The following is a 17,595-nucleotide window of genomic DNA, read 5'->3' as shown; positions in this document are numbered from 1 at the left end:
GACGATCGATGCGGGGGATGTCGCGATGACTGCAACGGACTCCGTGCCGCCTGCGCGCTTCGAGGCGCCCTACGCGCCCGACGATGCCGCCCTGGCCGAAAGCCTCCTGCGCGGCGCGTCGCAGTCCGGTGCGACGGAGGCGGCGGTCGATGCCCTGGCTGCGGACCTGATCGGCGCCGTCCGGGCCGATGCCGGCCACGGCGCGGTCGAGGCCCTGCTGCGGGAATACGCGCTCACGACACGCGAGGGCTTGGCCCTCATGAGTCTCGCCGAGGCGCTTCTGCGGGTTCCCGATGCGGCGACCGCCGACCGGCTGATCGCCGACAAGCTGCGCGAGGGCGACTTCGCCCATCACGCGGCGCGCTCGGAGAACGGGCTCGCCCAGGCCGCCGCCTGGGCGCTGGGTCTCGGCGCCCGCCTCGTCGGGCCGGAGGACACGCCGGAAGTGACGCTTGGCGGCATGGTGCGGCGCCTGGGCCGCCCCGCCGTGCGGACGGCGGCCCACCGGGCGATGCGGGTGATGGGCGGGCAGTTCGTCCTGGCCGAGGATATCGCGACGGCGCTCAGGCGGACCGGCTCGGGTTCGGCCCGTCGCCTGCGCTACTCCTTCGACATGCTGGGAGAGGGCGCCCGCACGGCGCAGGATGCGCAGGGCTATCGCCGCGCCTATTCCGAGGCGATCGCGCGGATCGGCCGCGAGGCGGGCAACGCCGCCCTGCCGGCCCGGCCGGGCATCTCCGTGAAGCTCTCGGCGCTCCACCCGCGCTACGCGCCGACGCAGGCCGTCCGGGTCATGGCCGAGCTGGTTCCGGTGGTGCGCGATCTCGCCCGCGAGGCCCGCGCCCACGATCTCAACTTTACCCTCGACGCCGAGGAGGCCGAACGCCTCGAACTCTCGCTGGCGGTCTTCGCCGCGGTCCTGGCCGATCCGGCGCTCGCGGGCTGGGATGGATACGGGCTCGCCGTCCAGGCCTATTCGAAGCGCTGTCTGCCCGTGATCGACCACGTGGCCGCGCTCGCCGCCCATCACGACCGGCGGCTGATGGTACGCCTCGTCAAAGGGGCCTACTGGGACACCGAGGTGAAGCTCGCCCAGGTCCAGGGGCTGCCCGACTATCCCGTCTTCACCCGCAAGGCGATGACGGATCTGAACTATCTCGTCGCCGCCCGGCACCTGCTCGCGCACCGTCCCCGACTCTATCCCCAGTTCGCCACGCACAACGCCCTCACCGTAGCGGGCGTGCTCGGCCTCGCCGGACGTATCGAGCGGCCGTCGGACACGGAGGCGGGCTTCGAGTTCCAGCGGCTGCACGGCATGGGCGAGGCGCTCTACGAACGGCTCGCCGCGCGCGCACCGGGCATCGGCCAGCGGGTCTACGCGCCCGTCGGCGGCCACCGCGAACTGCTCGCCTACCTCGTGCGCCGCCTGCTGGAGAACGGGGCGAACTCGTCGTTCGTCGCTCGGGCCGGCGATCCCTCCGTACCCGTCGCGGAGCTGCTCGTCCGGCCCCAGGCGCTGATCGAGGACCCGTCACGGGCCCGCCACCCGAAGATCCCGCTGCCGCGCGACCTCTTCGATGGGCGACCCAACAGCCCGGGCCTCGCCTTCGGCGATGGCGCGGCCCTCCGGCGCCTCGTGGGCGAGATCGAGGCCGCTGCCGGCCCGGGCGAGAGCGGTCCGGTCATCGACGGCGCCGCCGTTGCCGGGCCGAGCCGCCCGCGCCTCGGTCCGATCGATGGCCTGCCGCTCGGCAGCGTGAGGGAGGCGGGACCCGAGAGCGCGGCGCGGGCCATGGAGGCGGCGTCCCGCGGTTTCCCGGCCTGGAGCGCGACCCCGGCGGCCGAGCGCGCCGCCTGCCTGGAGCGGACCGCCGACGCCGTCGTGGGCGAGCGCGCGCGCCTGCTTCATCTCCTCCAGGCGGAGGCTGGCAAGACCCTGGACGACGCCGTGGCCGAGTGGCGCGAGGCGATCGACTTCCTGCGCTTCTACGCGGCGGAGGGGCGCCGCCTCTTTTCGGTGCCGACGGATCTGCCCGGCCCGGCAGGCGAAACCAACACGCTCCGCTTGGCCGGACGCGGCGTCTTCGTGGCGATCTCGCCCTGGAACTTCCCGCTCGCGATCTTCACAGGGCAGGTCGCGGCGGCGCTGATGGCGGGCAACGCGGTGGTCGCCAAACCCGCGCCGCAGACGCCCCTGATCGCCCATCTTGCCGTGCGCCTGCTGCACGCCGCCCGCGTGCCGGCGGGCGCCCTGCACCTCGTTCCCGGCGGACCGGAGACCGGCGCCGCCCTGATCGGCCATCCGCATCTCGGCGGCGTCGTCTTCACCGGCTCCACGGCGACGGCGCGGAGCATCAACCGGGCGCTCGCCGCCCGCGAGGGCGCGATCCTTCCGCTGATCGCCGAGACCGGCGGCATCAACGCCATGATCGTCGACGCCACCGCCCTGCCGGAGCAGGTGGCGGACGACGTGGTGACCTCCGCCTTCCGCTCGGCCGGCCAGCGCTGCTCGGCGCTGCGGCTGCTTTTGGTTCAGGAGGAGGTGGCGGACCGGATGATCGCGGCGGTGGTCGGCGCCGCCCGCGAACTCCGGGTCGGCGATCCGCGCGATCTCGCGACCGATCTCGGGCCGGTGATCGACGGGCAGGCCAAGCACCGGCTCGACGCGCATGTCGCGCGGATGCGGGCCTTGGCGCGCACGCACTCTGCGGGCCGCGCGCCGGACGGGCTCTACGTGGCGCCGCACGTCTTCGAGATCGATCGCATCTCGGATCTGCGCGAGGAGGTGTTCGGCCCGATCCTCCACGTGGTGCGCTATCCCGCGAGCGGCCTCGATCGCGTCATCGAAGCGATCCGGCAGGGCGGCTACGGTCTGACGCTGGGCATCCATTCGCGGATCGAGGAGGCTGCCGAGCGGATCGCCGCCGCCTTGCCCCACGGCAACGTCTACGTGAACCGCAACATGATCGGAGCGGTCGTGGGCAGCCAGCCCTTCGGCGGCACCGGCCTGTCCGGCACCGGCCCGAAGGCCGGCGGCCCGCATTACCTGCCCCGCTTCGCCACCGAGCGCACGCTCACCGTCAACACGGCGGCCGGGGGCGGCAGCGTCGGGCTCATCACCCTCGACGGGTGAGACGAGGTCCACCCGATGCCTTCGGGCGAGGAGACCCCGCCATGGCGAAACGATCCAGCGCTCGGTACGATCCGGGGAGGCCGCGCAGCTGGATCGTCTCGCTCACGCCGACGCTCGATAGGACAGCCGAGGCAATCGGACGGGACGCCTCATATCGTCTCCGTTTGATCCCCTCGGCCTTCGCCCCTCTCCGTCATCGCGAGGCGGAGCCGAAGCGACCCAGAGCGCGACCTGTCCGGAAGGTGCGGAGCCCTGGATCGCTTTCGCTGAGCCTCGCAAGAACGACGGAGGAGACCGAAGCGATCAACCGGAAACCGTATCAATCCTCCGCCACGCGGGCGATCGGGCGGTCGCTGCCCTGGGCGGTCTCGTCGTGCCACTGTCCGCGCCCATCCTGGTAGCGGATGCCCTCGGTCGAACCCGGCACCTGCTGCTCGGCGGCGGCGGCCTGCGCGGCCTCCAGCGCCTCCTGCCGGCTCGGGAAGGTCTCGGAGAACACGTCCCCGACCTTGTAGGCAAAGCCGCCGTCGTGCTCGACGATGTGGTAGGTGACTTCGGTCATCTGCGGAAATCCGTTCGCTTCCGTTCGGGCGAGCCCGTGTCTTGGAGGCCGAACCGGTCGCGCTGCCGGAGGTTCCGTATCCCCAGGGTCTCAGTGCCGCGTGGGCGAGCGCCGCGGCAGCCGTTCGACCACCGCCCGGCAGCCGGCGATGAGGGAGCCGCGCACGTCCTGCGGATCGAAGCCGACCCCGTCGGGAAAGGCGAAGACATGCGCCTCCGCCCCGTCCTCGGGCCGGATGCGGGCGACCCAGCCCTCGGGCCGGCGCTCGAAATCCACCTCGTAGACGATCCCGTCATGCTCGAAGCTGTGCGGTTCCATGTCGGACCTCCCGAAGCCGCGGCGCGGCGCGGCCTGTCGCCATATGGGAAGCCGCCCTATGCTGGCACGAGACCGCTTCGCCCGGAAAAAACACGCCCGATGCGCCCGATCCTCGCCTTCGCCGCCGCGAGCCTCTGCCTGGGCGTCCTGCCCTGCTCGGCGCAGGGCGTGCCGTCGAACCCCTTCGCCTCGAACTACCCCTCGGCTCCGCCGCGGCTGGTCGAGCCCGAGGGCCGCCTTCGGCCTGTGCGCGCCGCCCGGCCCCGTCCCCCGGCCCGGATCGAGCGGGGACCGGTTCCGCCCGCTCCCATTCCGGGGCGGTGACGACGCCGTCGGACGAGGCTCGGCCGGATCAGGCCTGCCCCAGCTCCGCGACGATGGCGCTGACGATGCGCGGATCGCTCGGATCGACCGGCGTGGCGAAGGCGGCCCGCAGGGTGCCGTCGCGACCGATCAGATACTTGTGGAAGTTCCATTGCGGTGTCTGGCCGGGCTTCTGCTCCGCCGCCCAGCGATAGAACGGGTGCGCGCCCGCGCCCCGGACATGGGTCTTGTCGGTGACCGGGAAGGTGACGCCGTGGTTCTTGCGCGCCGCCTCGGCGATGGCGATCCCGTCGAGCGGTTCCTGGTTGCCGAAATCGGGGGAGGGGACGGCGATCACCGTCAGGCCCCGCTCGCCGAAGCGGGTCCACAGGCCCTGAAGGCCGGCGAATTGTGGAGCGAAACCGCAGGCCGTGGCGGTGTTGACGACGAGGATGGGCTTGCCCGCCAGATCGGCCAGAGGAAGGCTGCCGCCGCCGGGCTTGTCGAAGGCGAAGGCTCCGGCCGGTCCGGCCTCCCCGGCGCGTGCGGGCGCCGCAGCGAAGAGAGCGAGCAGGGCGAGGCACTCGCGGCGTCGTATCGTCATGGCGTGATTCCTCCGGACCGGAGGCTGCCACGCGCAGCGCATCTCGCGGTACGGGCCCTATCGTCGCGGCAGGCGCCTCGGCCTCAGGCGGCGCGCGCGGCGAGGGCTTCGCGCACCGAGGTCGCGACCGCCTCTTCCTCCGCCGGGCGCGGCACCAGCAGCGTGTCCGACGGCATCCGCTCGATGCAATCCGCGATCGCACCGTCGCAGGCGACGACGATGCCGAGATTCGGCCGCAGCGCACGCGCTTCCGCGGCGAGTTCTCCGAAGCCCATCGTGCCGTGCAGCTCCGCATCGGTCACGAGCACGTCGACGGGCAGGCCGAGCACGAGGACGGTGAGGGCGTCGACGGCGGAATCGACTGTGATCGCGCTGTAGCCGGCGCGCCGGATCTGCCCGATCACGTCGTCGCGCCACTGCTTGCGGCGCCCCGCGATCAGAACCTGGACGCCGTAGCAACTGCGCGACGAAGAGGGTGCGGCTCCCTCCGCACCGGCGAAGGACATCGCAGTGTCGATCGGGCCGTCGTCCAGATCCAATTTGCGCTGCATCATTCGAGGTTATCGTATTGCGTAACGGATTCAAGTGGCTCCGCTTTTCGCAAGGCGCCGGCGGCGGTGCCCCGAGCCGGGCTCGCTGCGCGTGTTGACGCGCGACGGCCCGGGGGCGAGAGAACGGCCGGCGATACCGGGCTTCATCCCGGTGTCGCGTCCGCGTGCGAGGGCGCCGCTTTCGCGCCGCCCGCCGGGGCGGGCACGGGATCAGAGACGGAGCCGACCGATGTCATCCACCGAAATCTCGCCGCTGGCGCCGTCGGACACGCCCGCGCTGCCCGAGATCGCGGGCGTGCGTCTGGCCACCGCCCAGGCCGGCATCCGCTACAAGAACCGCACCGACGTGCTCTACGTCGCGCTCGACGAGGGCACCGCCGTGGCCGGGGTGTTCACCCGCTCCCGTTGCCCCTCCGCCCCGGTCGATTGGTGCCGCGAGGCTCTGACCACGGGCCTCGGCGCGCGGGCGCTCGTGGTCAATTCGGGCAACGCCAACGCCTTCACCGGCCTGAAGGGCCGCGAGGCCGTGGCGCTCACCGCCGAGATCGCCGGGCAGGCGGCGGATTGCGCCCCGTCCGCCGTGATGATCGCCTCGACCGGCGTGATCGGCGAACCGCTCGACGCCCGCAAGTTCGAGGGCGTGCTGGCCGATTGCGCCGCGCGGGCCGAGGGCGGCGCCGAGGCCTGGGCGCAGGCGGCCAAAGCCATCATGACGACGGACACCTTCCCGAAGCTCGCCACCCGCCGCACCGAGATCGGCGGCGTTCCGGTGACGATCAACGGCATCGCCAAGGGCGCGGGCATGATCGCCCCCGACATGGCGACGATGCTCTCCTTCGCCTTCACCGATGCGGCCCTGCCGCAGGAGGTGCTGCAGAGCTTGCTGAGCGAGGGCACCAAGACCTCGTTCAACTGCGTGACCGTGGACGGCGACACCTCCACCTCCGACACCCTGCTGCTCTTCGCCACCGGCGCGGCGGGCAACGAGGCGGTCGGTGACGCCGGCGACCCGCGGCTGGCCGCCTTCCGCGCCGCGCTCGACGACCTGCTGATCGAGCTGGCCCAGCTCGTCGCCCGGGACGGGGAGGGCGCCAACAAGCTCGTCACCGTCGAGGTGGAGGGCGCCGAAAGCGACGCGTCGGCCCACCGCATCGCCATGTCGATCGCCAACTCGCCGCTGGTGAAGACGGCTGTGGCCGGCGAGGACGCCAATTGGGGCCGCGTCGTCATGGCCGTCGGCAAGGCCGGCGAACCCGCCGACCGCGACCGGCTGGCGATCTGGTTCGGGGACGTGCGCGTCGCCGTGCAGGGCGCGCGCGACCCCGATTACAGCGAGGATGCGGCCAGCGCCGTGATGTGCGAGCCCGAGATCACCGTGCGGGTCGATCTCGGGCTCGGCCGGGGGCGGGCGCGGGTCTGGACCTGCGACCTCACCAAGGCCTACGTCGCGATCAACGGAGATTACCGCTCGTGAAGCTCGCCCCCCTCGCCGCGCTGGCGCTCCTCGCGCTTCCCATCGCCCCCGCGGCGGCGGACGACGAAGGCCGCATCCGTGTGATCGGCCGGGCCTCGCAGGAGATCGCGCCGGATTTCGCCTCGGTGCAGATCGGCGTGGAGAGCCGCGGCGCCACCCCGGCCGCCGCCCTCGACGCCGCGAGCCGGGCGGCCAAGGGCATCATCGCCACGGCGCGGGAGATGGGCGTGGCCGAGGCCGATATCGGCACCTCCTCCGTCACGCTCCAGCCGCGGACTCGAACCGTGCGCCGACCGGACGGCACGACGGACGAGCAGGCTGATGGGTATACGGCGGGCAACCGCGTGCGCGTGCGCCTCGCGGACATGGGCAAGCTCGGCGAGCTGATGCGGCGCGCGCTCGATTCCGGCGCCAACCGCATCGAGGGGATCAGCTTCGGCCTGCGCGACCCGGCGGCGGCCGAATCCGCGGTGCAGGTCGCGGCGGTGAAGGATGCGCGCGCCCAGGCCGAGCGCATCGCCGAGGCGACCGGCGTGAAGCTCGGCTCCGTCCTGTCGATCGACTCGCCCCCCCGGGCCGAGCCGCGCCCGATGCCCTACGCCCTCTCCATGGCGAAGGCGGCGGCGCCGCGCGGCCGCACCGCCGTGCCGGTCGAGGCCGGCTCGATCGAGACCGCGGCCGAGGTCGAGGCGGTCTTCGCGATCGGCCGATGAGCGCGCCTCCTCTCAAGCTGCTGCTCGTCGTCGCGGCGGCCCTGGTCGATGGCGACGGGCGGGTGCTGATGGCCCAGCGCCCGGAGGGCAAGGCGCTGGCGGGCCTGTGGGAGTTTCCCGGCGGCAAGGTCGAGCCCGATGAGCGCCCGGAGGAGACCCTGATCCGCGAACTCGCCGAGGAACTCGGCATCGCGGTGAAGGAGCCGTGCCTCGCGCCGCTCACCTTCGCGAGCCATGCATATCCGGATTTCCACCTGCTCATGCCGCTCTACATCTGCCGGCGTTGGGAAGGGTTTCCGCAGTCGCGCGAGGCGCAGGCGCTCCGCTGGGTCCGCCCGGGCGCGTTGCGCGACCTGCCGATGCCGCCGGCCGATCTGCCGCTGATCCCCTTCCTGATCGATCTGCTCGGCCCCTGACCGGGGCCGGGGCCGGCGGGGAACGGGCGGGATGGCGCGACGGACGAAGGCGGCGGTCGAGACGGCGGCAGCGGAGACGAAGCCGGCCGCCGCGAAGCCGCGCAAGTCCCGCAGCACGACCCCGACCCGCGAGAGCCTCGCCGCACTGAGCCAGGAGCGGCTGATCGCGCTGGTGCTCGAAGAGGTCGGCCAGAGCGCCGCCTTCAAGAAGCGGGTCAGCGCCGCGCTGGCGGCCCTTCAGGGACCCGACACGGTGGCGGCCATGATCGACCGGCGCCTCTCGGCTCTGGAGAAGGCGCGCGGCACCATCGACTGGCAGAAGCGCCGGGCCTTCGCCGCCGACCTCGACGCGACGCTCGCCACCATCCTCGCCGACCTGAAACCCCTCGATGCGGGGCTGGCCCTCGACCGGCTGCTGCGCTTCCTGCTCGGCGCCGACGCCACGCTGGAGCGGGTGGACGATTCGAGCGGGCAGGTGCACGCGGTCTACGAGGCGGCGGCGGAAGCCGCCTCCGGCCTTGCGGCGTCCCTGCCTGCCGATGCGGCCGTGCGCTTCGCGACACGCGCCCTCGCCGGTCTCGAAGGGGACGGGTTCGGCCTCATCGGCGGCCTGCTCGTCGATCTCCTCCCCAACCTCCCGGCGGAGGCGCTCGATCCCCTCGACGACGCCCTGACGGAGGCGGTCGCGGCGCTGCCGGCTTCCGAGGGAAAGAGCGGCGCTGCTGTCTTCGCCGCCGGCGGCCAGGAATGGGAGCGGCGCTATCAGCGTCACCGCCTCAACCGCCTGCGTCAGGTCATCGCCGACATCCGCGGCGACGCCGACGCCTTCATCGCCATCGAGCAGGCGATGTCGCCGGAACGGCCCGACACCGTCGCGGTGGCCGAGCGTCTGCTCGCGGCGGGCCGCACGGCGGAGGCCCTCGACTGGATCCGGCGCCCCCAGAAGCGGGGCATGCGGGTCGTCACCCGCGCCGATCTGATCGCGGGAGAGTTCGACGCCAAGGGGCCCGACCGGGCGCGGGAGGCGGTCGAGATCCGTATCCTCGACGCCCTTGGGCGCAAGGACGAGGCCCAGAGCCTGCGCTGGTCGCGCTTCGAGGCGAGCCTCGATCCGGATGTTCTGCGCGACTATCTCGCCCGTCTCCCCGATTTCGAGGACGAGGAGGCCTTGGAGCGCGCCTTCGTCCACGCCGCGAGCCGCAAGGACCCGCACGGCGCGCTCTCCTTCCTGATCCGCTGGCCGAATCTCGAGCGCGCCGCGCGCCTCGTACTCGATCGGCGCCGGGAATGGTCGGGCCGCATCTGGGAGCTGCTGGCGCCGGCCGCCGAGGCGCTGGAGCCCGATCACCCGCTGGCGGCCAGCATCCTCTACCGCGCGCTCATCGACGACATCCTGGAGCGCGGCCGCGCCCCCGCCTACGGGCACGGCGCCCGCCACCTCGCGCGGCTCGGCGAACTGTCCCGGGAACTGGCGCCCGGCGACCTTTCCCCGAGCCACGAGGCCTATGCGGCGGGATTGCGCAAGGCGCACGGGCGTAAGAGCGGGTTCTGGTCACAGGTGGCGGGCTGACGGCCAAACCATGAACGCCACGCGCGCGTCATCGCGAGCGTCAGCGAGGCGATCGGACTGCGCGACCTCTCCGGATCGTACGGAGCCCTGGATGGCTTCGGCTCCGCCTCGCCATGACGGGGCAAGCATGCTTCGTCGCAGCGTCGAACCCGTTCTCACCCTTCGATCGCGTCGACGCGATCCGGGTAGAACGCGACGTGCCCGCGGATGCGCGAGACGGCCGGGAACGGGTTCTCGTAACTCCAGGCCACGGCCGGGCGCAGCGCGCCGTCGTGGGCGAGATCGAAGTAGGATGCTTCGCCCTTGTAGGGGCAATGGCTGCGCTGCGGGCTCGGCGCCAGGGCGGCGGCGTCGATATCCGTGCGCGGGATGTAGAGAACGGTCCCGTAGCCCGCCTCGCGCAGTTCGAGCGCCCGGTCGGTCTCGGCAACGATGCGTCCCCCGGCGATCACCCGCACACGGCCCGCATGCGGCGTGATCGTGATCGGATGGTGAGGCCCAGGCTCCTTCACGGTTCGTCTCCCCGAAGCGGCAAGGTATGTTCGGCGGTGCCGAGGGCATCGGCGAGGCGTGCCTTCGCGCTGCCCGGCCGCAGCGGCGTCTGCTGGCTCTCGTGGGGCACCCAGCCCGAGAGCCACAGGATCTCGAAGGTCGCCCGCAGGCGCCCGTCCGGGTCGGAGAAGCGCTCGGCGTAGATCTCGGCGGCGCGCAGGAGCGTGCGGCGGCGCAGGGGCGTGCGGCGGCGGTCGCTCAGCGCGTTGGTCAGGCCCATGGCCCGCAGGTCCCGCATCAGCGCGAACGGATCGCCGTAGCGCACGGTGATGGTGTCGGCATCCACCACCGGCAGGGCGAAACCCGCCCGCTGCATCAGACCGCCGAGATCCCGCAGCTCGGCGAACGGTGCCACGCGGGGGCTGGCGCCGCCCTCCGTCTCGCTCTCGGCCTGGAGAAAGGCCTGACGCAGCTCGGTCAGGCTCGCCCCGCCGAGCAGACAGGCGACGAGCAGGCCGTCCGCCTTCAAGGCGCGCCGGGCCTGGATGAGCGTGCCGGGTAGATCGTTTACGTGTTGAAGCGCCAGCGCCGAGACGGCGAGATCGAATCCCGCCGTCGCGCCGAAGGGCAGGAATTCGGGATCGCCGACCAGCGAAGCACCGGGTTCCGGGACCGGGCTCAGGCGGATCATCCGCTCGACCCGTCCGCTTCGGCGCAGCCGCTCGGCCAGGGCCGGCAGCGGCGTGCCGAAGTCGAGCCCGAGGGGGAAAGCGCGCGTCACCGCCGTCAGACGATCCTCCAGATCGTCGGCGACGCGTTCCAGCAGGAAGCCGGCATAGCCGCCGGCACGGGCTCGCCCGATGCGGTGGCGGACGAGGCCGGAATCGAAGAGGGGAGAGGTCGTGTTCATGGATGTCGGCAGATGGTGCGGCGGGGCGGCGTCGGCCAGGGTCGGGCCGCAGACTCGCATCCCGGACAACGCCTGTCTCGACAAGGGTCTGGACGGTCCGATCGTGGCTTACGATTCGTTATCCTTCGGTGGCGAAATGTCCGGGAACCGAAGCTTGCAATGTCCGTTTCTGCCGGTCGATCAAGGAGATTGAACATGACACGGATTTTCATCCGCGCCGGTCTGATCCTTGCCGCCGTCGCTCTCTCCAGCGTTGCGGAGGCCAAGGGCTGCATGAAGGGCGCCGTGGTGGGTGGCCTTGCCGGGCACGCCGTCGGTCACGGCGTTGCGGGTGCTGCGGCCGGTTGTGCCGTCGGCCATCATCGGGCCAACAAGAAGGACAAGGCGGCCCAGGACAGCGGGAGCACCGGCCGCTGATCGGCTGAGGCGGCCCCGTCCGCGTGCGCGGCCTTCCCGGACTCGCGGAGGGCCTGCGCCGGGCGGCGGCGACCGCCATCGGCCTCATCTACCCGCCGACCTGCGTCGGCTGCGGAGCCGCTACGGGCGACCCGCATGCGCTCTGCGCCGCCTGCTGGAGCGGGCTTCGGTTGATCGAACGGCCCTTCTGCGAGCGTCTGGGCACGCCCTTCGCGCTCGATCTCGGCATCGGTTCCCTGATCTCGCCGGGCGCGATCGCGGAGCCGCCCGTCTATGACCGCGCCCGTGCGGTCGCGATCTACGAGGGCACCGCGCGGGACCTCGTCCATCGCCTCAAATACAACGACCGCCTCGACCTCGCCCGGACCATGGCCCGCATGATGGCCGCGGCCGGGGGCGAGTTGCTGAACGAGGCCGATCTGATCCTGCCGGTGCCGCTGCACGGCCTCAGGCTGTGGCGGCGGCGCTTCAACCAGGCGGCCCTCCTCGCCCGCGAGATCGGACGACTCTCCGGCAAACCCTGCGACCTGCGGGCACTGGCGCGGGTCAAGGCGACGCGGCCCCAAGTGGGTCTCACCCGCTTCCAGCGTGCCGAGAACCTGCAGGGAGCCTTCCGTGTGCTGGACGGGGCGCGGCCGAGGATCGCCGGGCGCCGCCTGCTCCTCATCGACGACGTCACGACCACCGGCGCGACCGGCAACGCGGCTGCGCGAGTCCTCCTGCGCGGCGGTGCGGCGCGCATCGATCTGCTCACCTTCGCGACCGTGACACGGGACGGGCTCTAACCGCCCGACGCGAAACGGGGGCCGCGAAGGCCCCCGGTCCGGAATGGTCCGACCGCACCCGCCTCAGGCGGTCGCGTGCTCGATCCGGGCACCGGCGGGCTGCGTCTCCGTCGGTTGGTCGAGCACCTTGCCCCGCGGGCCGACCCAGCTGCCGACCCATTTGCGCTGCCACAGGAAGAGGCAGCCGAGCACGACGCCCGTGAACACCGCGTAGGAGACGAAGCCGGTGGCAAAGCCCCCGGTGTACTGCTTCGAGAGACCCATGACGTTGGGCAGAATCGCTCCGCCGAGGGCGCCGACCTCGCCGATCATCGAGCCGGCCACGGCTGTGTTGGTGGGCCAGCGCAGGGGCACGAGCTGGAACAGCGCACCGTTGCCCGCACCGAGTGCGGCGAAGCAGAGCATGAACAGGATCGTGGTGACGGCCAGCGAGGGCGTCGCAGTGAGCGCCAGGAAGGAGCCGATCGCGGCGAGCAGGACCAGCGAGAGCACGAGGATGCCGCCCATGCGGTCGGCATAGTAGCCGCCCACGATACGGATGCCCGAACCCATCAGGGCGGCGAGCATGGTGAGGCGTCCGGCCTCGACCTTGGTGACGGCGAACTGCTCGTAGAAGAAGGTCGGCAGGAAGTTCGAAAGACCGATGAAGCCGCCGAAGGTGATGACGTAGATCAGCGAGAAGGCCCAGCCGTCCTTGGTGAACAGGCAGGAGACGTGCTCCTTGAAGCTCTGGCCGTGGCAATCCGGCGGCTCCTTGGCGAGGAAGATCATCACCAGGATCGGCACGATCATCACGATGCCGGCAAAGCCGTAGACCGCCTGCCAGCCATAGGCCTGAGCCAGCGGCGGGGCGAACAGCACGGCGAGCACGGTGCCTGAATTGCCGGCCCCCGCGATGCCCATGGCGAGCCCCTTGTGCTCCGGCGGGAACCAGCCCGAGCCGAGCGAGAGCGCCACGCCGAAGGACGCTCCGGCAATGCCGAGGAGCACGCCCATCGCCAGCACGTCGTTGTAGGAGGAGACGAAGAAGAAGCCGTAGATCATCGCCAGGACGATGACGCCCATCTCGGTGAGCGCGGCGTTCTTGCGGCCGATATACTGGGCGAGCACGCCGAGCGGGAAGCGCATGATCGCGCCTGCGAGGATCGGCAGCGAGATCATGAAGCCGGTCTGGGCCGGGCTGAGCCCGTAGGTCTCGGTGATGAACGGACCCATGGCGCCGTTCAGCACCCAGATCGCGAAGCAGAAATCGAAGTAGAGGAAAGCGGCGAACAGGGTCGGGGGGTGTCCCGACTTCATGACCGTCTTGAAGGAAGCCATCGGCGTGCTCGTTCGGCTTTGACGCGCGCCGCCCGGCCGTGCCGGGCGGGGCCGCTCATGCGGGGAGGTTGTCCGGACAGGCGCCGTCCGCATCGCGGGGCGCCGTTGCCCCGCCTGCCACCCGGAGGTAGCGGCAAAACCCGATGCAGCCCTCGTGCCAAGTCCTCGGACGCCCTCTTCGCCGGCGATCCCCGAGCGAAGCGCGCGAAACGGTGGCGCTTGCCGCTCGGCCGTGCAGCGATGCCTAGGAAGGATGCAACCGTGTGCCTGCCTCAAACGAGGGCAGTGCCGCGATCCACGACGCGGACGACGCTTCTGCCGCTTCCGCGCTTCTCCACGCGGATCTGCACGGCGATGCGTTCCATCATGCCGGCAACGTGGGTGATGACGCCGACCTTCCGGCCGCGACCTTGGAGCGTCTCCAGCGCATCGACCGCGAGATCGAGGGTTTCGGCGTCGAGCGAGCCGAAGCCCTCGTCGATGAACAGGGTGTCGACGAAGGATTGCCGCCCCTCCAGACCCGACAGCGCGAGCGCCAGCGCCAGGGAGACGAGGAAGCGCTCGCCCCCCGACAGGCTGCGCGTGGCCCGGCGCTCGTCGCCCATGTCGCGGTCCACCACGTGGAGGGCGAGGTCGGCCCCCGCGCTGCGGGCGAGGCGGTAGCGCGGGCTGAGCGCCCGAAGCTGCTCGTTGGCGAGATGAACGAGGTGATCGAGGGTCACGCCCTGCGCGAAGCGGCGGAAACGGTCGCCCCCGGCCGAGCCGATCGCCTCCTCGACCCGGTGCCAGGTCGAGAGTTCGGCCCGCGCCGTCTCGATCTCGCCAGCGAGGTCGGCGGCCTTGGCGCGTGCCGCCTCGTCCCGGCGCAAATCCGCATCGAGGGCACCCAACCGCTGCTGTGCCTCCGCGATCGAGTCCGAGAGCCGTGCGGATTCAGCCTGGGCCGCCGCCACGTCGATCGCGACCTCCGAGTGGAGCGCATCGAGATCGGCACGGCGCGTGGCGAGCGCGGTCGCGGCCTCGCTCTCCTCACGCGACAGCCGGTCGAGGCGCGCGCGCAACGCGGTTCGCGCCTCCGGAGGCAGCGCGAGAAGGGCGGCCACCGCCTCGCGTCCCCGCGCACCGCAAGCCTGGGTGAAGGCGGCCTCGGTCGCGGCGTGGCGGGCGTCGGCACGCTCCGCGGCCGCGGCGGCGCCGGCCGCTTCGGTGATGGCGCCCGTCAAGGCGCGGGCCGCCTCGGCACAGGCCGCCTGCGCCTCCTTCAGCGCATCGCGCGCCCCGTGGCGCTCGTTGTTGAGCCGGGTGCGGTGGGTGCCGGTCGCCTCGCCGCCGAGGAGGCCGGCCCGCTCCTGCCGTGCCTGCGCCAGCCGCGCCTGCCGCTCGGCCGCCTCCGTGCGGGCCTTGGCCGCCCCTCGCGCCTCGGTCTCGCTCAAGGCAGCCGCGGCGGCCCGCTCCGGAGCCAGGGCCGCGATCTGGGCCTCGAGTTCCGCATGCTGCGCGCGCAGACCCGCGTAGGCCTGCCCGAGCGCGGCGATGCGATCGGCCGCTTCCTCCGGGGCGCGGTCGAGATCGGGCAGGCTCAGATCGGCTGCACTCAGGGCAGGGCCGATCTCGTCCGAGAGATCGGCGACGCGTTGGAGCAGCGCGGCGCGCATGCTCTCGGCCCGCTCGGCGGCGAGCCCCGCCTCGGTCCGGCGCCGGGTGAGGGCGTCGAGGGCACGGGTCTCCGCCTCCGCCCGCGCCTCGGCCGCGTCGCGGTCCCGGATCAGGCCGTCGATCTCGCCGCGCAGGGTCCGCGCGGCCGTCAATGATCGAAGAACGGCATCGCGCTCGGCCCGCGCCGCCGCCCCGGTTGCGGCCAGCACCGGCGCATCGGGCTCCTGCGGCAGCAAGCAAGCGAGCCCGGCGGCTTCGAGGGAGGCGGCCAGCGTGGGCAGAGCGGCGCGGTAGCGGGTGCCTGCCGCCGCCGCGGCTTCGGCGGCCGCGGCGGCCCGCTCCTGCGCGTCTTCGAGCCGACCTTCCGCCGCCGCCGCGTCGCCGCGGGCGCGGTCGCGGGCGGTTTGGTGCCCGCCGATCCGCTCATCGAGTTCAGCGCGCCGGGCGCGCATCTCCCCGGCGAGCCGACCGAGCGCACCCTCGGATTCGTGGGCGTGGGGATGGTCGGCGCTGCCGCAGACGGGACAGGGGCTGCCAGGCACGAGCAGGCTGCGCAGGCGCGCGGCCTCGCGCGAGACGCTCTCTTCGGCGAGTTCGGCCAGCGGTGCGATCTCGCTGCGCCGGATTCCAGCCTCCTGAAGCGCCGCGTCCTCGGTAGCGTAGCGCGCCGCGGCCTCGGCGAAGGCCGCTCCGGCCTCCGCCTCCGCCTCGGCGGCGGCCGCGCGATCCGCGAGCGCCGTGGCATGGCGCCCGGCCAGGGCGTAGGCCTCGCGCAACAGATCGAGCAGGCCTTCGAGGGCTCCAGCCCGGAGCTGCGCCGCCGGCTCGGCCAGGGCTTCGAGCGCCGCCTCGCGTTCGGCACGGGCGGCGGCCAGCGCCTCCCGGCGCGCACGAAGCGCGGCGAGGCGGGCCGTTCCGGCCTGCGCGTCGGCTTCGCACGCCGTGATCTCGCCTCGGCGTGCGGCGCCTTCCGCCGCGGCTGCCTCGGCCTGCCCACGAAGCTGCGCCCGTTCGCGGATGCGCCGGGCGAACTCGTCGCCGCGTTCTGCCAGGGGGGCGTGGGCGCGGTCGGCGTCGAGGCGACGGGCTGCGGCCGCCCCGGCCTCCCGCGCCCCCATAAGGCGCAGGTCGAGCGCGGCCAGGGCGATCTTCGCCGTCTCCGCCGCCTCGGCGGCGCGGCTCGCGGCCTGCCCGGCTCCGGCCGCTTCCTGCTCCGCATGGGCGACGGCGGCGTCGAGCGCGGCGGCCCGATCCCAGACCGGGCCGAAACTCTTGAACACGGTTTCCGCCGCCTCGTCCGCGGCGCTCGCTTCGGCGCGCTTGGCCTCGCAGGCCTCGGCGCGGCCTTGCGCCGCCGTGACGCGAACCCGGACGGCCTCGACTGCGGCCCGTGCCGCCTCACGCTCGCGGCCCGCCTCGTTCAACGCTTCGACGCGCCCGCGCAGCGGCTCGACCGCGTCGAGCTCGGTCAGATGCGTCCGGTCCGAGGCGGCGGCGGCCGAGACCTCCCGGGTCGCCGCGGCGCGTTGTTCGGCCTGCGCCAGCGCGATGCGCGCCGTTTCGATGCGGCGGGCGGTTTCGAGGATGCGGCCGACCGCCTCCTGCTCCGCGTGCCAAGCCGCGACCTGAGCCAGGCGCTCCGCCCGCTCCGCCTCGCGGGCCCTCACGCCGTCCTCGTCGAGCAGGCCGATCTCTTGGCGGCGCATCTCGAGCGCCTCGACCGCGCGGCGGTGCTCCTCGAAGCCGAGGTGAACCCGCTTCGAGATCTCGGAATAGATTGCCGTGCCGGTGATCTTTTCGAGCAGCTCCGCCCGCTCGCTTTCGGCGGCGAGCAGGAAGGCGTCGAACTCGCCCTGCGCCAGCAGCACCGTGCGGCGGAACTGGTCGAAGTTCAGGTCGGTCAGCTCGACCACCTTCTCGAGGACTGCCATCTTGCCGGAGGTGACGGCGCTGCCGTCATCGAGGCGATGAAGTCGCCGCCGCTCGGCCTGGAGACGGCCGGTCGCCTTGTTGCGGGCGCGATATGTCTCCCAGCCGACGCAGTAGGCGACGCCGTCACGGCCGATGAAATCGACCTCAGCGTAGCCCGATGCGGCGCCCCGGCGCAGGATCGCCCGCCCGTCATTGGCAGTCAGCGCTTCGCCGCTCGGATCGGGGACGTTCTCCTTATGAACCCCAGTCACGCGGGGATAGCGCCCGTAGAGCGCGAGGCAGAGTGCGTCGAGAATAGTGGACTTGCCGGCCCCGGTCTCGCCCGTGATCGCGAACAGGCCGGTGGCGCCCAATGGCTCGGCCGCGAGATCGACCGCGAAGGGTGCGGCGAGGCTCGCGAGATTCTCGCCGCGGATCGCCAGGATGCGCATGGCGGAAA

The 17,595-nt window shown here is 72.5% G+C and carries 16 protein-coding genes; 8 read left to right on the top strand and 8 right to left on the bottom strand.

All coding sequences use genetic code 11. The features are described from left to right. Nucleotides 1-25: 25 nt before the first annotated feature. A complete protein-coding gene (putA, locus tag ACPCJR_RS17135) occupies nucleotides 26-3,133 on the top strand; it encodes a bifunctional proline dehydrogenase/L-glutamate gamma-semialdehyde dehydrogenase PutA (protein WP_391512971.1) in 3,108 nt (1,035 codons plus the stop codon). Nucleotides 3,134-3,452: 319 nt separating this feature from the next. Here the strand turns inward: putA and ACPCJR_RS17130 are convergent, their stop codons facing one another. Both ACPCJR_RS17130 and ACPCJR_RS17125 read right to left on the bottom strand, forming a co-directional pair. Then, nucleotides 3,453-3,695: a DUF2188 domain-containing protein gene (locus tag ACPCJR_RS17130; RefSeq protein ID WP_110352658.1), complete on the bottom strand. Its 243-nt coding sequence runs from the start codon at nucleotides 3,693-3,695 to the stop codon at nucleotides 3,453-3,455. A 90-nt stretch (nucleotides 3,696-3,785) separates the two neighbouring features. Next, entirely contained in the window at nucleotides 3,786-4,013 is a 228-nt protein-coding gene (locus tag ACPCJR_RS17125; RefSeq protein ID WP_391512973.1) for a hypothetical protein, read from the bottom strand. Nucleotides 4,014-4,112: 99 nt separating this feature from the next. Here ACPCJR_RS17125 and ACPCJR_RS17120 point away from each other — a divergent pair, with 99 nt between their 5' ends. Next, nucleotides 4,113-4,337, top strand: coding sequence for a hypothetical protein (locus ACPCJR_RS17120; RefSeq protein WP_391512975.1), 225 nt, complete (start codon nucleotides 4,113-4,115; stop codon nucleotides 4,335-4,337). Between the two features lie 28 nt (nucleotides 4,338-4,365). Here ACPCJR_RS17120 and ACPCJR_RS17115 read toward each other — a convergent pair whose 3' ends face one another. Both ACPCJR_RS17115 and ACPCJR_RS17110 read right to left on the bottom strand, forming a co-directional pair. Next, entirely contained in the window at nucleotides 4,366-4,920 is a 555-nt protein-coding gene (locus ACPCJR_RS17115) for a glutathione peroxidase (RefSeq protein ID WP_391512977.1), read from the bottom strand. A gap of 83 nt (nucleotides 4,921-5,003) precedes the next feature. Beyond that, nucleotides 5,004-5,474 carry a histidine kinase gene (locus ACPCJR_RS17110; protein WP_110352654.1) on the bottom strand — a complete coding sequence of 157 codons (471 nt, stop codon included), beginning with the start codon at nucleotides 5,472-5,474 and terminating at the stop codon, nucleotides 5,004-5,006. Between the two features lie 226 nt (nucleotides 5,475-5,700). On the opposite strand from ACPCJR_RS17110, the gene argJ reads away from it, so the two are divergent. From argJ to ACPCJR_RS17090, 4 genes are read left to right on the top strand one after another with little or no spacing between them, the layout of a single operon-like run. Continuing rightward, nucleotides 5,701-6,945, top strand: coding sequence for a bifunctional glutamate N-acetyltransferase/amino-acid acetyltransferase ArgJ (gene argJ, locus ACPCJR_RS17105; RefSeq protein ID WP_391512979.1), 1,245 nt, complete (start codon nucleotides 5,701-5,703; stop codon nucleotides 6,943-6,945). Further along, on the top strand, nucleotides 6,942-7,658 hold the full coding sequence (locus ACPCJR_RS17100; RefSeq protein WP_391512981.1) for an SIMPL domain-containing protein: 717 nt from the start codon (nucleotides 6,942-6,944) through the stop codon (nucleotides 7,656-7,658). The genes argJ and ACPCJR_RS17100 overlap by 4 nt, the downstream gene beginning before the upstream one ends. Beyond that, entirely contained in the window at nucleotides 7,655-8,074 is a 420-nt protein-coding gene (locus ACPCJR_RS17095; protein WP_391512983.1) for a (deoxy)nucleoside triphosphate pyrophosphohydrolase, read from the top strand. The genes ACPCJR_RS17100 and ACPCJR_RS17095 overlap by 4 nt, the downstream gene beginning before the upstream one ends. A 31-nt stretch (nucleotides 8,075-8,105) precedes the next feature. Next, nucleotides 8,106-9,644, top strand: a complete 1,539-nt coding sequence (locus ACPCJR_RS17090) for a DUF6880 family protein (protein WP_391512984.1) — start codon at nucleotides 8,106-8,108, stop codon at nucleotides 9,642-9,644. Nucleotides 9,645-9,799: 155 nt separating this feature from the next. Here the strand turns inward: ACPCJR_RS17090 and ACPCJR_RS17085 are convergent, their stop codons facing one another. Further along, complete coding sequence (locus ACPCJR_RS17085; RefSeq protein WP_391512986.1) at nucleotides 9,800-10,156, bottom strand: DUF427 domain-containing protein; 357 nt, start codon at nucleotides 10,154-10,156, stop codon at nucleotides 9,800-9,802. Further along, nucleotides 10,153-11,046 (bottom strand): methyltransferase domain-containing protein, encoded by an 894-nt coding sequence (locus ACPCJR_RS17080; RefSeq protein WP_391513103.1) that lies wholly within the window; start codon nucleotides 11,044-11,046, stop codon nucleotides 10,153-10,155. The genes ACPCJR_RS17085 and ACPCJR_RS17080 overlap by 4 nt, the downstream gene beginning before the upstream one ends. Before the next feature lie 195 nt (nucleotides 11,047-11,241). Between ACPCJR_RS17080 and ACPCJR_RS17075 the strand changes: the two genes are divergently transcribed. Next, nucleotides 11,242-11,463, top strand: coding sequence for a hypothetical protein (locus ACPCJR_RS17075; protein WP_391512988.1), 222 nt, complete (start codon nucleotides 11,242-11,244; stop codon nucleotides 11,461-11,463). 23 nt (nucleotides 11,464-11,486) lie between these two features. Then, nucleotides 11,487-12,248, top strand: coding sequence for a ComF family protein (locus tag ACPCJR_RS17070; RefSeq protein ID WP_391512990.1), 762 nt, complete (start codon nucleotides 11,487-11,489; stop codon nucleotides 12,246-12,248). A 63-nt stretch (nucleotides 12,249-12,311) separates the two neighbouring features. Here the strand turns inward: ACPCJR_RS17070 and ACPCJR_RS17065 are convergent, their stop codons facing one another. Continuing rightward, nucleotides 12,312-13,568 (bottom strand): MFS transporter, encoded by a 1,257-nt coding sequence (locus ACPCJR_RS17065; protein WP_391512991.1) that lies wholly within the window; start codon nucleotides 13,566-13,568, stop codon nucleotides 12,312-12,314. A 272-nt stretch (nucleotides 13,569-13,840) separates the two neighbouring features. Further along, nucleotides 13,841-17,587: an AAA family ATPase gene (locus ACPCJR_RS17060; RefSeq protein ID WP_391512993.1), complete on the bottom strand. Its 3,747-nt coding sequence runs from the start codon at nucleotides 17,585-17,587 to the stop codon at nucleotides 13,841-13,843. Nucleotides 17,588-17,595: the final 8 nt, after the last annotated feature.

The organism is Methylobacterium sp. NPDC097929, from assembly GCF_049543375.1.
Lineage (GTDB): Bacteria > Pseudomonadota > Alphaproteobacteria > Rhizobiales > Beijerinckiaceae > Methylobacterium.
This window is presented reverse-complemented; position numbering and strand designations above follow the sequence as displayed.

Bases quoted from the DNA above. Each gene is read 5' to 3' on its own strand.
- putA (WP_391512971.1), top strand. From the start codon at position 26: ATGACTGCAACGGACTCCGTGCCGCCTGCGCGCTTCGAGGCGCCCTAC.
- ACPCJR_RS17130 (WP_110352658.1), bottom strand. From the start codon at position 3,695: ATGACCGAAGTCACCTACCACATCGTCGAGCACGACGGCGGCTTTGCC.
- ACPCJR_RS17125 (WP_391512973.1), bottom strand. From the start codon at position 4,013: ATGGAACCGCACAGCTTCGAGCATGACGGGATCGTCTACGAGGTGGAT.
- ACPCJR_RS17120 (WP_391512975.1), top strand. From the start codon at position 4,113: ATGCGCCCGATCCTCGCCTTCGCCGCCGCGAGCCTCTGCCTGGGCGTC.
- ACPCJR_RS17115 (WP_391512977.1), bottom strand. From the start codon at position 4,920: ATGACGATACGACGCCGCGAGTGCCTCGCCCTGCTCGCTCTCTTCGCT.
- ACPCJR_RS17110 (WP_110352654.1), bottom strand. From the start codon at position 5,474: ATGATGCAGCGCAAATTGGATCTGGACGACGGCCCGATCGACACTGCG.
- argJ (WP_391512979.1), top strand. From the start codon at position 5,701: ATGTCATCCACCGAAATCTCGCCGCTGGCGCCGTCGGACACGCCCGCG.
- ACPCJR_RS17095 (WP_391512983.1), top strand. From the start codon at position 7,655: ATGAGCGCGCCTCCTCTCAAGCTGCTGCTCGTCGTCGCGGCGGCCCTG.
- ACPCJR_RS17090 (WP_391512984.1), top strand. From the start codon at position 8,106: ATGGCGCGACGGACGAAGGCGGCGGTCGAGACGGCGGCAGCGGAGACG.
- ACPCJR_RS17080 (WP_391513103.1), bottom strand. From the start codon at position 11,046: ATGAACACGACCTCTCCCCTCTTCGATTCCGGCCTCGTCCGCCACCGC.
- ACPCJR_RS17075 (WP_391512988.1), top strand. From the start codon at position 11,242: ATGACACGGATTTTCATCCGCGCCGGTCTGATCCTTGCCGCCGTCGCT.
- ACPCJR_RS17065 (WP_391512991.1), bottom strand. From the start codon at position 13,568: ATGGCTTCCTTCAAGACGGTCATGAAGTCGGGACACCCCCCGACCCTG.
- ACPCJR_RS17060 (WP_391512993.1), bottom strand. From the start codon at position 17,587: ATGCGCATCCTGGCGATCCGCGGCGAGAATCTCGCGAGCCTCGCCGCA.